This is a genomic window from Bdellovibrio sp. HM001 (genome assembly GCF_055397275.1).
This window is the reverse complement of record NZ_AP029174.1, coordinates 2680444-2694033: the sequence shown is the minus strand read 5'-3', so window position 1 is coordinate 2694033 and position 13590 is coordinate 2680444. Positions and strand designations below refer to the sequence as shown.

At 50.1% G+C, this 13590-nt stretch carries 14 protein-coding genes; 8 read left to right on the top strand and 6 right to left on the bottom strand.

Features of this window, described 5'->3' with window-relative positions; genetic code table 11:
* The first annotated feature begins 47 nt into the window (after positions 1–47).
* The 5 genes from ACZ5ZZ_RS12750 (at position 48) to ACZ5ZZ_RS12730 (ending at position 4900) form a co-directional block, all read left to right on the top strand.
* Entirely contained in the window at positions 48–1085 is a 1038-nt protein-coding gene (locus ACZ5ZZ_RS12750; protein WP_464139747.1) for an MBL fold metallo-hydrolase, read from the top strand.
* 18 nt (positions 1086–1103) lie between these two features.
* The gene (aspA, locus tag ACZ5ZZ_RS12745) at positions 1104–2525 is read left to right on the top strand and encodes an aspartate ammonia-lyase (RefSeq protein WP_464120333.1); all 1422 of its coding nucleotides are present in this window, start codon (positions 1104–1106) and stop codon (positions 2523–2525) included.
* A gap of 102 nt (positions 2526–2627) precedes the next feature.
* Entirely contained in the window at positions 2628–3431 is an 804-nt protein-coding gene (locus ACZ5ZZ_RS12740) for a metallophosphoesterase family protein (RefSeq protein ID WP_464120335.1), read from the top strand.
* Positions 3385–3942, top strand: coding sequence for a hypothetical protein (locus ACZ5ZZ_RS12735; RefSeq protein WP_464120336.1), 558 nt, complete (start codon positions 3385–3387; stop codon positions 3940–3942). Before ACZ5ZZ_RS12740 ends, ACZ5ZZ_RS12735 begins: the two co-directional genes overlap by 47 nt.
* Positions 3943–3988: 46 nt before the next feature.
* Entirely contained in the window at positions 3989–4900 is a 912-nt protein-coding gene (locus ACZ5ZZ_RS12730; protein ID WP_464131593.1) for a LysR family transcriptional regulator, read from the top strand.
* On the opposite strand, the gene ACZ5ZZ_RS12725 is transcribed toward ACZ5ZZ_RS12730, so the two are convergent.
* On the bottom strand, positions 4897–5934 hold the full coding sequence (locus ACZ5ZZ_RS12725) for an FUSC family protein (protein WP_464139745.1): 1038 nt from the start codon (positions 5932–5934) through the stop codon (positions 4897–4899). The two genes, ACZ5ZZ_RS12730 and ACZ5ZZ_RS12725, sit on opposite strands and share 4 nt — an antisense overlap.
* Before the next feature lie 32 nt (positions 5935–5966).
* Here ACZ5ZZ_RS12725 and ACZ5ZZ_RS12720 point away from each other — a divergent pair, with 32 nt between their 5' ends.
* Entirely contained in the window at positions 5967–6599 is a 633-nt protein-coding gene (locus ACZ5ZZ_RS12720) for a DsbA family oxidoreductase (protein WP_464120340.1), read from the top strand.
* Here the strand turns inward: ACZ5ZZ_RS12720 and ACZ5ZZ_RS12715 are convergent.
* From ACZ5ZZ_RS12715 to ACZ5ZZ_RS12695, 5 genes are all read right to left on the bottom strand, one after another.
* Complete coding sequence (locus tag ACZ5ZZ_RS12715) at positions 6523–7389, bottom strand: substrate-binding periplasmic protein (RefSeq protein WP_464139743.1); 867 nt, start codon at positions 7387–7389, stop codon at positions 6523–6525. The genes ACZ5ZZ_RS12720 and ACZ5ZZ_RS12715 overlap by 77 nt on opposite strands.
* Positions 7390–7508: 119 nt before the next feature.
* Positions 7509–7994 carry a hypothetical protein gene (locus ACZ5ZZ_RS12710; protein WP_464120342.1) on the bottom strand — a complete coding sequence of 162 codons (486 nt, stop codon included), beginning with the start codon at positions 7992–7994 and terminating at the stop codon, positions 7509–7511.
* 99 nt (positions 7995–8093) lie between these two features.
* Positions 8094–8690, bottom strand: a complete 597-nt coding sequence (locus ACZ5ZZ_RS12705) for a DUF4360 domain-containing protein (protein WP_464131587.1) — start codon at positions 8688–8690, stop codon at positions 8094–8096.
* 61 nt (positions 8691–8751) lie between these two features.
* Entirely contained in the window at positions 8752–9501 is a 750-nt protein-coding gene (locus ACZ5ZZ_RS12700; RefSeq protein ID WP_464131585.1) for a DUF4360 domain-containing protein, read from the bottom strand.
* Between the two features lie 71 nt (positions 9502–9572).
* Positions 9573–12206, bottom strand: coding sequence for an ATP-binding protein (locus tag ACZ5ZZ_RS12695; RefSeq protein ID WP_464139741.1), 2634 nt, complete (start codon positions 12204–12206; stop codon positions 9573–9575).
* 117 nt (positions 12207–12323) lie between these two features.
* Between ACZ5ZZ_RS12695 and gloA the strand changes: the two genes are divergently transcribed.
* A complete protein-coding gene (gene gloA / locus ACZ5ZZ_RS12690; protein ID WP_464131581.1) occupies positions 12324–12833 on the top strand; it encodes a lactoylglutathione lyase in 510 nt (169 codons plus the stop codon).
* The gene (gene mtgA / locus ACZ5ZZ_RS12685; protein ID WP_464131579.1) at positions 12833–13582 is read left to right on the top strand and encodes a monofunctional biosynthetic peptidoglycan transglycosylase; all 750 of its coding nucleotides are present in this window, start codon (positions 12833–12835) and stop codon (positions 13580–13582) included. The genes gloA and mtgA overlap by 1 nt, the downstream gene beginning before the upstream one ends.
* The last annotated feature ends 8 nt before the right edge of the window (positions 13583–13590 follow it).

Here is a 13590-nt window from a genome sequence, read left to right as displayed (position 1 = left end):
TTGAAGCTTTCTTGCCTCCCAGGTCGCTCAGTGAGACTCTGCGGGGCATGAAATTGTCCATGGTTCTTTTTATCGGTTTATTTGTGCTGATGGGATGTCAGAGCTTCCGCTATTATGACCCGCAAAAGCCCTATCGTGGGAAGACTCAGTTCTATAATAACTATGACAATTCCCCCAAGGCCAGTTTCTGGAAGTGGCAGCTGGAGCGCTGGACAAGCTCAAAACCGGCAGAGCCCCCCTTTGAACCCGAGATCATTAAAACAGATCTTGGTTATCTTCGGCAGAACAGCCAGGACATCACATTGACTTGGGTGGGGCATTCCACAGCTTTGTTGCAGCTTCGGGGTTTGAATATTCTGATTGATCCGGTTTTTTCTGAACGAGTTTCTCCGGTCAGCTTTATGGGGCCGAAGCGTCTGGTGGGATTGCCGTTCACTATCAAAGATCTTCCCAAAATTGATGTGGTCGTGGTTTCTCACAGCCACTATGACCATCTGGATCTGCCGTCTTTGCGTGAGCTGGGTAAGAAAGACCCCGAGGCTCTTTTCCTGGTGCCGTTGGGAGACGCAGAGCTTTTGCAGTCCGAAGGAATCCCTCATGTTCAGGAATTGGACTGGTGGGATGAAGTGAAAGTGCAGAACCTGTCGTTTGTCTTTACTCCTGCCCAGCACTGGACTCAGCGTTGGTTGTTCCAGCGCAATCAAAGTTTGTGGGGTGGTTGGTCCATTAAGACGGACGGTTTCCATTTCGTTTACACGGGCGACACAGGTTATTCCAAGGACTTTGCTGACATTCATGCCCGTCGTGGGGATGTAGATTTGGCGATGATCCCCGTGGGCGCCTATGAACCCCGTTGGTTCATGGGACTACAGCATGTGGATCCTGACGGAGCTGTTCAGATCCATCAGGATTTGCGTTCAAAGCATTCTATTGGCGTGCACTGGGGCACCTTCCGTTTAAGTGATGAACCTATGGCCGAGCCTCCCGTCGAGCTGGCCAGGGCCCGTAAAAAGGCCGGCCTTGAAGACGGAGCGTTTCACGTCATGAAACATGGCGAGATCCTGAAAATAGAAGTAAAAAAATAGTTATTCTTGGAGAGATGTATGGATAAGTTCCGCGTAGAAAAAGATTTATTGGGCGAAAAGCAGGTTCCTGCCGAAGCTTACTATGGGATTCACACAGTGCGCGCGGTTGAGAACTTTAAAATTTCCGGCCAGACAGTCGGCACCAACCAAAGTTTCGTGCGCGGCTTGGCGCTGGTGAAAAAAGCCTGTGCTCTGGCAAACGGAGAGCTTGGCACCATTCCCGCAGACGTTTCCAGATCTTTGGTGGAAGCCTGTGACGAAGTTTTGCGTGATCCGAAGAAGTGGGGTCAGCAGTTCCCTTCCGACGTTTATCAAGGGGGAGCAGGCACCTCCATCAACATGAATGCCAACGAAGTGATTGCCAACATCGCACTGGAAAAACGCGGTTTGGCCAAAGGAACTTATTCAGTCATCAATCCGAATGATCACGTCAACAAATGCCAGTCCACCAACGACGCCTATCCGACGGCTTTCCGTGTGGCGCTGTTTGAACACATAAACGGCACCTTGCAGGCCCTGGATTCTTTGGCTGTGGCCTTTGAAAAGAAGGGGAAGGAATTTCACAACGTTTTGAAAATGGGGCGCACCCAGCTCCAAGACGCCGTGCCGATGTCTTTGGGGCAGGAGTTTAATGCGTTTGCCACGCTGTTGAAGGAAGATGGTCGTCTGATTCGGACTGTGCAAAAGTTCATGCTGGAAGTGAACCTGGGGGCCACGGCCATCGGCACCGGCATCAATACGCCTCCGGGATACGCGGAGCTGGCAGTGAAGAAGCTAGCTGAAGTCACGGGACACCCTTACGTGCAATCAGAGGACTATATCGAGGCCACCAGTGATTGCGGCGCTTATATTATCATTTCCGGTGCGTTGAAAAGAACGGCAGTGAAGCTTTCCAAGATCTGCAATGACCTGCGTTTGTTAAGTTCTGGGCCGCGTGCAGGGCTGAAAGAAATCAATCTTCCAGAAATGCAGGCAGGTTCCAGCATCATGCCAGCCAAAGTAAATCCTGTGATTCCTGAAGTGGTGAATCAGGTCAGCTTTAAGATCATGGGTAATGATCTGGCAATTACATTGGCGGCCGAAGCAGGGCAGTTGCAACTCAATGTGATGGAGCCGGTCATTGCCTCCAGTTTGTTTGAATCCCTGGATCTGTTGAAGAATGCGTGTGAAACTCTGGAACACAAATGTGTTCACGGTATCACGGCCAATGTGGAACGCTGCCGTGACTATGTGATGAACAGTATTGGCATTGTGACTTATCTTGATCCGATCATTGGACATGATGAAGGTGATCGTATTGGTAAGATCTGCGCGCAAACAGGTCGCAGTGTTGCAGAGGTGGCACTGGAGCGTGGTGTAGTCACGCAAGAACAGCTCAACGAGATTTTCTCTTTGGAAAATCTTTTGAACCCGAAGTATGTAGGCAAGATCCAAAAGTAAATTTTAGTGGATCGTTCCATATTCGGAACGATCCTTTCCGATTTCACCGTCTAATCAAATCCACCCCGTGGGAGTAGTCTGATACCTGAAGGCAGGTTGAAGATGAAACTCCTCTTGATGCTACTGACTCTGGTGACCTTCGCAGGATGCGCAGAGTTTAAAAAAACACCTTTCACGGACGAGCTCAAGACAAGCACTCGCAATTGGAATGCCCGTAATGTTGAAAAGATTCGGGCCCTGAATCTTAGTGATACATTCAGGATCGCGACGATTTCCGATACACACTCAAATTATGATGACCTGCGATCGGTCATCAGGGAATTGAACTCTCGCAGGGATATCGATTTTGTGATTCACCTGGGGGATTTCACAGATCGTGGTTACAATTTCGAATACGATATTTTCGTGGATATCATGCAAAATCTGAACAAGCCCTCGCTGGTGGTGATTGGCAATCATGACAGCATCGGCAAGGGTCCTCAGATGTATCAGCGCGTTTTTGGCAATCCTGACTTTGCCTTTGATTTCAACGGCACCAAGATCATTGTAGCCAACAACAATCGCCTGGATTTCATCAACTCCTGGTCTGCCGACTGGATGTTTCATGAGGTTTCCAAAAGCCAGGATTTTGAGCGGGTGATTGTCGCCCATCATGTGGACCCTGATTCCTCCAATTATTTTACGACTACGCAGGTGATGCAGTTTGATAAGTTGTATTCAGACAGCAAGGTCAATCTGGTTTTAAACGGACATCAACACACCTTCCTGATGCGTGCGATGACGGACTATCTGTCCTTGCAGGTTCCGCGCATCCAGGATCGTCAGTACAACATTTTGGATTTTAAAAAAGGAGAACTTCATGTTTGGTATTGTCAGAAGGGAAGTTGTCAGACTGTGGCTCCTTAGTCTTCTGGTTTTGAGCCCCCTGTCTGTGCAGGCGGTTGAATGGCAGATGTCTTTGCAGCATGCAGGCTTTATGGGTGAAACTTCGGTGGCCGCAGGTTTCGAAAATCAAAGCCGCTGGTTTGGGATGGATTTGGGTGTGGGATTTAGTTCGGACAGCGATGGAAAATCTGTCCGGCAGATCAATGTGAAGGCCCGTTTTCAGCCTTTGATCTGGGGAGCAGGTAAATACGGAGAAGTGATTTTGCCTTACTTTGGTGTGCAGGCGATGTACACGGATGATACAGCTTTTTTTGTGCAAAGCGGAGATGAGTTTCCCGAGGACGAATATTACGATTTTACGGCCATTCGCTTTGGAATACCTGTGGGCATTGCCTGGAGAAATGAGACCTGGTCTGTTTATGCAGAGTACGTGTTGCTGGATACGGACATCATCGCTCAGTACAACACGAAGTCCGCTCTGGGATATCAGGACATCGCTTCGGCCTCCGTAGGTTTACGTTATTACTTTTGAACTGATTTGCTCTTGCGATTTTTGGGCGAAGGTTCATGATGAGACCATGAACCTTCATCATCTTGATATCAATGAAGTGTACTATTTTATTCGCATCATGCAGGCCGGAAGTATTTCGTCAGCATCGCGCCTGCTGAATATTCCCAAATCCAAGCTCAGTCGGAAGTTGAGCAGTCTTGAAAAAAAGATGGCCGTAAACCTGGTGAAAAGAAAAACCCGCCAGTTGGAACTGACGGCTGAAGGTCAGAAGCTTTTTGATCGCACGGAATCCCACTTTGATTTTATCGTCACAGAACTGGACAACCTGGTGTCGCCACATTCTATGTTAAGCGGTGAGTTCCGCATCGCTGCGCCGGTGGCGATGGCCTCTGATAGTTTTGTTGCGATGATCGGAGACTTCCGTCGGCGCAATCCGGCTTTGCGGGTGCATTTGGATTTGTTACCCAAAGGGCCGAACCTGACAAACGATGACTATGATGTGGCCTTTGCCGGCGGGACGGATATGCCGCCCCAGGTGGTGGCTTTGAAGCTGATGGAAATTGATATTCAGCTTTACGCCAGTGCTTTGTTTATTCAAGAGCGCGGACAGCCGAAAGAGCTGGATGAACTGCCACGTTTTGCCTGTGTTTCCATGCATGAAGTATCTGATCTTTTATCACTGACGTCTTATAAAAGCGGCGAGGTTCGCAAGGTTCCCATCCATCCGGTGATGCTGTCCAATCAACCGCAAGTTGTGCGAGGTGCGGTTTTGCAAGGTCATGGAATTGGTTTTTTGCCCGCGATGTTTGTGCAGAAGGAGCTGGATTCTGGAGCAGTCCAGAGGGTGCTGCCGGAATGGCATTATCCGGGAGTGGGGTTGTATCTGACTTATCTGAAGCAAAAGGTTCGAAATCCGAAAGTGAAGGCCTTTGTGAATTTCATCAAGAGCGAATTTAAAAATTATGAAGGGGTCTGTTAACGAGGACGTCGTCGCCAGACTTCCTGGGGATTGACCAGAACGATCGCGACCAGAGACAGCAGGCAGCCGATCCCGGTGGCGGTCAGGCGAACCATGGGTGTGTGCAGATCACCCCGTTGCAGATTGGGCATATCCAGAATGATCAGCAGCATAATGACCAGGACGGCCGACCCCAGCCAGTAGCTGCGCACAATGGACCAGGGGCCCCAGAAGCTGATCAATCCCAGAATAATGATGGCCAGCCAAGGTGAATGCACGCTGTAGATGATGATGTCGGCAACCAGGACCCCAAGCAAAGTGCCTAGGAAACGCTGAATGCTGCGATAGATGCTTTGTTTCAGCTCTGGCCGCATAATAATCAGAACAGTACCCACAGCCCAGTAGCCGTGATCTATTTTGAAGTAATCCACGATCACGAGGCTTAGGAGGATCGCACTGGCATACCCAGTGGCATAGAGATGGTGCGATCGTTCTGTCGTCAATGACTTCTTAAGTGAGGCACGCAGACCAGCAAAGGGATTGGGGGTGTGACGACGTAAAAACACCAGCAGGGTCAAAGAGACAATCACACACAGATAACCGAGCAATGCATAGGAGAGGACTGGGACCAGATAGCGCTCCAGTCCCTGAACGTAGGCTCCGGCCAGAACCTGAAAGATTGCAAAAAGCAACGCTCGCTCCAGCTCGGCGCCTTTTCCTCCACCCATTAAGCCCAGCCAATACACCAGACCGAAAAGCAAAGGCATCAGAAGCCATCGATCCCCATGGGTTAGTATTCCCAGGGTCAGTCCACCCAGCATCATCATGCACGTCAGGGTGATCGTCCAAAGGCGATGTCCCAAGGTGCCCATATGGTCATTCAGAACCAGCAGAAAACCCATCAGTGAGCCAAAGATGGCGGCACCTATTTGCTGCGTCAGCAGCCCGATAATAAGAGGAATTGTCGTGGAAATGGCGCAAACAAACATGCGCGGCCAGGGCGAGGCGACGGGGTTTATTTTGAGAAGTTCATCGATATGATGGCGTAAGGTCATGATGTCCATTATACTACTTGGCAGGAGTCATTATGAAAAAGAAAATTGAACTGGAAGTGGTCGTCGATATCGTCTGCCCCTGGTGTTATGTTGGCAAAACAACACTTCTGAAAGCGATGGATCAGCTGAAGGATCAGATTGAATTTGATGTGAGAATCCTTCCTTTTCAATTGGATCCCGATGTCCCGGTGGAGGGGCTTCCACGAGCCGAATATTTGACAAAGAAGTTTGGCGACGGACAGCGTTTTGCTGAGGCGGAACGTCGTGTGGTTCAGGCCGCGAACAATATCGGTGCGGAAATGCACTTTGATAAAATTCAGACGCAAATCAACACCATGGATTGTCACCGTCTGATCTGGCTGGCCGGGCAAGATGGAAAGCAGTTGGCAGTGACCAATGAACTTTACAAGGCCTATTATGTCGAGGGTCTGGATCTTTCAAAGAAATCCAATCTGGCCGATGTGATGGCGCGACTGGGATATGAGGCTCAAAGTATTTATGAGTTTCTTAACAGTGATCAGGGCACGCGTGACGTTGAAGCACTGATTGGCGAAGTTTATAGTTTTGGTATTTCCGGTGTTCCGTTCTTTATTTTAAATAGGGAGGTCGGAATCTCAGGAGCTCAGCCACTTGAGGTGTTTTTACAGGCGTTTCAGGAAGTGTAAAGCCGGCCTGCACAGGAGGCGTCAGAAGAAGCACTTCTTTGGGCGCCTTCAGGTGGGAAAACCATTTTCGATACAAGTCTTCAAATTCACCACTGCGTTTGATTTCAGTCAAAGCTGTATGCCAGTTTCTGATCAGGTGGGGATCTGTGCCCTGGGAGAAAGCAAAGTACAGCGAGCTTGATTGCAGTGAAGCCACTTTGACATAATCTTTTTCTTTGTATCCAGTTCGTCGGAAAAGCTCGGCGACCGCCAGATCGTCATCACACAGAACCTCCACGCGGCCACTCATAAGCATGCGCACGGCACTTTCGGATGAATTCACAGGCACGATATGTTCAAATCCCTGCTGCTTCAGCAAGTTGTGAAAAGCTGTGCCCCGATGAGTGCCTACAGTCAGACCGCGTTTGATTTCATCCAGAGTGATCGTTTTTCGGTTCTTTGCGTGCGCTGGCATGTACAGCGATATGTCGCCATCGGCGATCGGCCCCAGCAGGGTAAAGATTTTCTCTCGCTCGGGTGTGCGCACCAGGGTGAAGAGCAACACATTGGGTTGGGTCAGTGCGGTTTTATAAGCTCGGGTCCAAGGCTGGACTTCGACTTGGTTGTGCATGGAGAGATGCTTTTGAATCATTCGGGCCAGATCCACGGCCATACCTTGGGCAGTTCCGGATTTTTCGAAAGACATAGGAGGCCAGTGCTCGGTCACGAGTCTTAAAGAGGTCTCGTGTGACAAGCCCGGCTGCGATAGCAGCAGCAGACAGAATAGAAAAAAGTATTTTAGCTGCAACATACCCTGATTTTAACACAAACTTGACAGCTAATCAGGGCATGGAGGAGAGAGTTGTTGAATATCAATTTCCCTCAAATCGCCTGTGGGGCAGGGAACTCGAGGGAAAAGTGAGTCTTGGATTAATTGCGTTTTTTGCGAGCCTGGTGGCGATGTTCTTCCTGCCAGTTGCGTCGTTCGCTCTGACCTTGATCCTTGGAAATAGTCATCTCGGGCAGCAATTGCAAGTGACCCTTTAATTGAGAGTGCAGGGGAAGCAAGTTTAATCCGGACATTAAAAGCTGGCGGAACTGTTTACCAAATTCACTTTGGTGCGGCGGCTCTTCAAACAGCAGACGTTCAATTTCTGCACGGGCCACAGCGGCATGTTGATCGGTGATGAATTCAAGTTCTGTCAGGGTGTCGATATCAGCCATCAGGGATGTGAACTCGCGCAGCCACACGTAGCGTTCAGCACCCATCAAAGCCTGAAACCATTCTGTCGGCGTTGTTTCGTAACCATTTTCGCGATCGAACTCTGCTTTAAGGGCTGTTAGAGTTTCCTTTTGCAGGCCCCAGAGGGCGTGGCGAACTCTCAGAGTGTTGGCGTGATGATGTGAATGAGTCATGGGGTCGGGCTCCTGTTGCGCTTAAAAAACCGATGCTAGCTTATTTTTACAGTCTTGACATCTACTTTTAAGAACAGGAGCCCGTGGGGTTTTTAGAGCTTAGCGGCAGCGTCTCCACTGAAGGTGATAGATCAGGCCGGAGCTGATATCGGCGCTATCCACAGTGGCCAATGTCTGTTCACCACGGCCGTTGGATCTGGCCATCATGGAAGTATTGACGCGAAGGTTTACGTCCGCTCCGCACGGCGTCCAGACCATGGTGCTGGCAATCAGGCCGTCAGAGATCGTGTAGCTGTCGTTCACAGGGCCCATGAAGGTGCGGCTGATGCGCGGTCCGCGGGCGCCGGCCCAGAAGTATTCAGCGTCAAAGCGGGACATGCCTCCGCGTGGGACAAAGTTAAATCCACGATAGTCCACCTGGAAGACGGCCACACTGTAACCACTTGGAACAGAAACTGGGACCGAGATGTTGCAGGACTTACGATCCATTGCGCGTCCGTTACCGGCTTCCGCCACGTAGTTGTCAAAAAGGATACTCAGTGCTGAAGCATCCGGGCTGACTGTGACACTGGCGCTTCCCGCAGGGCAACCAGTCCCGCCGTATGCAGGCTGACCCAAACGAATTTGTTGTGCCTGAGCGGTGATGCTCGCAGCGGACATAAGACCAACGATCGCAAGTAATAGTGTACCTTTCATAATTCCCCCTTTGGATTATGTGTGTTTTTGTTTTACTTAAAAATTTGGTTATTGATTTTATTTATGGAAAACGCGGTGGTCTTCCTGGTGCTGGGTTGGGACGCCCTGGTCCGGGATCGCGACCCGGGGGTGTCACGGAACCGCCGCCCGAGGGGCGACATTGTTTCCACGCCAGTTGGTAGCGCTGTGACTGCACCTGACCGTCAATGCTGTCCAGAGTGATCTGCGCGGTCAACAGCGATGACAAGTTCAGATTGCGAGCCATCAAGTAAGTCGTGATGTAAAGCGACTGAATCGAATTGGCATTACAAGCCGCCCATGGAGCAACACGCGGATCGACCTGGTGACGGATGTAGTAGGTGTCGTTGTAAGGTCCGCGGAATTCCTGCGCGCGGAAGTTGTAGGTGCCACCGTTTTCATATCCGGGTCTTTCATTGCGGGGTTTGCTGCCGTCAAAAGAATAAAGAGCCTGGTGAGTTACCAGAGTGCCAACTTCAGCATAAGCAAAACCGCGATAGTCCGCCGACGTGACAGCGAAAGTCCATCCTGCCGGAACCTGGAAATTTACACGCAGTTCGCAGTTCAATCTCACAATAGGTTTTTGCATGGAAGATTCAGCAATGAAATTGTCCAGCAGTAAAGAGAAGGTCTGGGCGTCTGGAGAAATGGTGGCATTGTAGCTTCCTGCGGGGCAGCCGCTTCCCACAGCCTGAATACTATGAATCCTGATACCCGGTGGAGTTTGTGCCAAGGCCGGTGCTGCCGCTATGAAAGTAAGACCTAATATAGATGTAGTGATTCCCCGCCACATATTTGTTTCCCCCCAGAAACTGGTGACAACCGTCACCTGGGAAACAGCTATAGCAAGGGTTGGGCCACCTCTTATGGTGGCATCTTGGCTCTGAGTTCTTCTATGTTGCGCAGCAAGTCGGTTTTACGCAAGGGTTTGACCAGATGCAAATTGCACCCCACCTCAAGGCTGCGATCAATTTCATTTTTCAAAGCATAGGCCGTCAAGGCCCAGATGGTGGCCGGTGTTTTGCGATGTTCTTTTTCCCACTGACGGATTTTCTGTGTGGCCGTAAATCCATCCATCACCGGCATCTGCATATCCATCAAAATCAGATCATAGTTATTTTCGCGGGCCAACTCCAGAGCCTGCTGACCGTTGACTGCTTCATCAATGTGATGGAGAGAGCCCTTAAGGTAGGCTTTGATCAAGGTGCGATTGTCTTCGGTATCATCGACGACCAGAATGGAAAGAGCTCGGCCCTTTTTTTCGTGGGAGTCTGTCGGTGTGGCAGCAGTGGGCTCTTTTTCCAGAGTCTGCAGAGTTTCCTGATCCTGCAGGCAGGGAAGATCCAAAGTGAAAGAAAAAACACTTCCCTGATGTGGTTTGCTTTCAACCGTGATTTCACCACTCATCAGGTGAACCAGTCGCTTGGAAATGGACAGCCCCAGCCCGGTGCCTCCAAACTTTCTGGTGATGGTTGAATCGGCCTGAGTAAATGGCTGAAACAGGGACGGGATTTTTTCCTCGGGAATGCCGATACCGGTGTCCTTCACCTGGAACAACAAGTTGCCGTGCAGGTGGGGGAGGTTGTTGCGAGAAACGCGGACCTCAATAGATCCTTGCATGGTGAACTTCAAAGAATTGCCAATCAGGTTTGCCAGAATCTGACGAATGCGCGTGGGGTCGCCCAGATAGATATAATTCGTGTCCGGACTCAGAACAAGCGACAGTTGCAGATTTTTTTCCCGGGCTTTCAGAGCGAACATGTCGCAGACATCACGGACTAGTTCGTGCAGATGGACCTGGGTTTTTTCCAGAATCAACAGGCCGGATTCAATTTTTGAGATATCCAGGATGTCATTGACGATGTTCAAAAGATTCTGCCCGGCCTTTTTGGAGATTTCCACATAGTGGGCCTGATCTTCATTTAAGGGGGATTCCTCCAGCAAATCAGACATACCGATGATGACGTTCAGGGGAGTGCGTATTTCGTGGCTCATGTTGGCCAGGAATTCAGATTTCGTTTCGGAAGCTTTCTTCAACTGCAGATTTAAATCAATCAGGTGCTGGGTTTTCTCATCCACGATCTCCTCCACCGACATGATGCGATTGGCGATGGTGAGAAGCAGGGCGCAGAGTAAAAACACAAAGATCAGGGAAGCTATCAGGAACAGATTGGAGTTGGACATGGCAGCCAGAGGCTGCGAGGGATCTTGTTCCAAAGTGACTTCCCAGATGCGATCACCGACCTCGATGGGCTTGCTCCAGCGGAAGTCCTCTAAGAAGGGATTGGCTTGTTCGGGAAACGACTTCGACTGCAGAACCAACGTGGCCGGAGTCGTTGTGATATCCCGGATTGTGACGGCGTAGCTGGGATCATTCAGAACGGCGGTGAGGTCCTTGAGGACATCATCCAGTCTCAGAACCTCCAGCAAAATTCCACCTGGATGTCCAAGGGCAAAAAACAGGAAGCTGCTGGAGCCGACCTCATTTATCTGCAGGGGCAGTGAGGAGGTGATTCGTTGCGATTTCAAAGATCTCCTGAACAGCTCTTCGTGCTCGGGATAGTCGCTGAACTTAAGGTTTTTGATCAGTTCATTCTTATTCAGAGGTTCGATGAATTCGATTTCGAAAAGACCGGGTTTTTCGGGGCGCACGGGAATCCAGGCAAGGGCCTGAACCTCGGGGTGACGGGCATGCAGGGTGCCCGCAAACTTTTTAAACTCTGCCACCGTCACTTCGGACGAGCTTTCGTAAAAACTTTGCAGGGAGCTGAGCATGTCCAGATTGGAGTTCAAATCCTTTTCCAGGACATTATAAGTGAATTCTGATTTTTTGCTGAATTCAGCCAGCCATTTGCTTTGTTCAGTTTTATTCAGATAGTGTGATACCGAAAGAATCAGGCCAAAAGAAACACATACTGGCAGCAGAACCTTGGTTACTGATTTGAGCCAGTACTTGCGCGACTGGATTGAAAACATCAGGGCCACCGGCGCAAAGATCAATCCTCCGGTGGCATCCCCCACAAACCAATGCAACCAGTTCTGGAAAAGACCCCTAGGGCCGACGGCACCGGCAAAATAAAGGGTGCCTGCGCCCAAAGTGGCAGTGATCAGTGATGACAGTGGACCTGCCACCAACAAAAAGAGCAGGACTTCCCGTTCTGTATAAAACCGTTTTGGAAACTGCAGCCAGCGGCGAATCAGCCAGGCCGCCGTGACAATGCCGAGCGTGCTTCCCAGGGCCACCCCGGAGGGGATCAGTATGGCATTGAGGGAATCCAGGTTGCGAATATTAATCAGAAAAGCGCCCGCCGCAACTCCGGGCCAGCGATTGATTCCAAAAAGCAACAGGGCGGCAATGCTAAGGCCTAATGGGGCCCAAATAAGGGAGGCGTACCCTGGTGGCAGGGCCAAAAGCAGGCCTGCTTTGCCGGTGATAAAATAGACAGCGGTAATCAGCAGAACCTGAGCAAGCCATGAGCGCAGAAGGGGTCTCTCCATAAATCAAGTTTATCGGGCTTCAGGCGGGGAAACAATAAATCTCTCGATGGAAGCACAAATGCGTTTTTGTACTGTAGTCAAAATTGTGCTATGAATAGACCTCGTTAGGAGATCTTTATGCAGACTATTCCCGGACTTTGTCAGACGCCTGACAAAGAAACTCAAGCATATACTTTCAACCACACTATGCTAAGGATCAAAGACCCCAAGGCGTCTTTGGATTTTTATACGCGTGTTCTGGGAATGAAGTTGATCCGCAAGCTGGACTTTGCGGAGTGGAAGTTTTCTTTGTTCTTCCTGGCTTATGTCCCAGAGAGCACTCAAGTTCCGACCGATAATGAGGCCAATGCAAAATATGCCTTCGGACGTGAAGCCGTGCTGGAGTTGACGCACAATTGGGGTACGGAGGAAGCAGAAACCACACCTTACCATAATGGCAACTCCGAGCCTCGTGGCTTCGGTCATATTTGTATCTCTGTGCCCGATATTCAGAAGGCCTGTGCGCGTTTTGAAGCATTGGGTGTGAACTTCCAAAAACGCCTGGGCGAAGGCGGAATGAAAAACATCGCCTTCATCAAAGATCCGGATCAGTACTGGATTGAGGTGGTTCAACCGGGTCTTCTTTAATGCGCAAATGGTGGCCGATTCTCAGAAAGTGGATGCTCAAAGCGGTGCTGCTCTTTTTTGTGAGCAGTCTGGGCTTTGTCTTGCTGTACCGATTTGTTCCGGTGCCGTTGACGCCGTTGATGGTCATTCGCTCTGTCAGTTCTTTGTGGGGGGATGAGTTTGTCGGCATCCACAAAGACTGGGTTCCGCTGGAAGAAATTTCACCAGCTGTACAAAAGGCGGTTCTTAAGGCAGAGGATTATCGCTTCTTTGAACACAGCGGGTTTGATTTTGATGCGATTGAAAAAGCTATCAAGTACAACAAGACCCATAAAAGAAAAAAAGGGGCCAGCACCATTTCCCAGCAGACGGCGAAGAATGTGTTTCTTTGGCCCAATCGGGACTGGATTCGCAAGGGTCTGGAGGCCTACTTTACGGTTTTGATTGAGACCACCTGGCCCAAAGAGCGTATCATGGAAGTGTATCTGAATGTGATAGAGCTGGGGCCGGGCGTGTATGGAGTGGAGGCGGCTTCACAAAAGTACTTCAAACGCAGTGCTAAAAATCTGAACTCTTATCAGGCGTCGTTGATTGCGGCAGTTCTGCCAAATCCACGACGTTTCCGTATCGATCGACCTTCAAACTATGTTGTCGGTCGTCAGCGTCGTATTTTGAACCGTGTGGCGCCAGCGATCCCCAAGACGGCCGAGGCCTCTTTGTTGGATTTCCTGGATCTGAAGTTTGATTCAGACGAAGAGGACGCTCCCTAAAATTGGTT

What these genes read in the sequence shown, in the direction of transcription:
- ACZ5ZZ_RS12750 (WP_464139747.1), top strand. Translation starts at nt 48, where the DNA reads ATGAAATTGTCCATGGTTCTTTTTATCGGTTTATTTGTGCTGATGGGA.
- aspA (WP_464120333.1), top strand. Translation starts at nt 1,104, where the DNA reads ATGGATAAGTTCCGCGTAGAAAAAGATTTATTGGGCGAAAAGCAGGTT.
- ACZ5ZZ_RS12715 (WP_464139743.1), bottom strand. Translation starts at nt 7,389, where the DNA reads ATGTTGCAGCTAAAATACTTTTTTCTATTCTGTCTGCTGCTGCTATCG.
- ACZ5ZZ_RS12730 (WP_464131593.1), top strand. Translation starts at nt 3,989, where the DNA reads ATGAACCTTCATCATCTTGATATCAATGAAGTGTACTATTTTATTCGC.
- ACZ5ZZ_RS12710 (WP_464120342.1), bottom strand. Translation starts at nt 7,994, where the DNA reads ATGACTCATTCACATCATCACGCCAACACTCTGAGAGTTCGCCACGCC.
- ACZ5ZZ_RS12725 (WP_464139745.1), bottom strand. Translation starts at nt 5,934, where the DNA reads ATGACCTTACGCCATCATATCGATGAACTTCTCAAAATAAACCCCGTC.
- ACZ5ZZ_RS12720 (WP_464120340.1), top strand. Translation starts at nt 5,967, where the DNA reads ATGAAAAAGAAAATTGAACTGGAAGTGGTCGTCGATATCGTCTGCCCC.
- ACZ5ZZ_RS12700 (WP_464131585.1), bottom strand. Translation starts at nt 9,501, where the DNA reads ATGTGGCGGGGAATCACTACATCTATATTAGGTCTTACTTTCATAGCG.
- mtgA (WP_464131579.1), top strand. Translation starts at nt 12,833, where the DNA reads ATGCGCAAATGGTGGCCGATTCTCAGAAAGTGGATGCTCAAAGCGGTG.
- ACZ5ZZ_RS12740 (WP_464120335.1), top strand. Translation starts at nt 2,628, where the DNA reads ATGAAACTCCTCTTGATGCTACTGACTCTGGTGACCTTCGCAGGATGC.
- gloA (WP_464131581.1), top strand. Translation starts at nt 12,324, where the DNA reads ATGCAGACTATTCCCGGACTTTGTCAGACGCCTGACAAAGAAACTCAA.
- ACZ5ZZ_RS12705 (WP_464131587.1), bottom strand. Translation starts at nt 8,690, where the DNA reads ATGAAAGGTACACTATTACTTGCGATCGTTGGTCTTATGTCCGCTGCG.
- ACZ5ZZ_RS12735 (WP_464120336.1), top strand. Translation starts at nt 3,385, where the DNA reads ATGTTTGGTATTGTCAGAAGGGAAGTTGTCAGACTGTGGCTCCTTAGT.
- ACZ5ZZ_RS12695 (WP_464139741.1), bottom strand. Translation starts at nt 12,206, where the DNA reads ATGGAGAGACCCCTTCTGCGCTCATGGCTTGCTCAGGTTCTGCTGATT.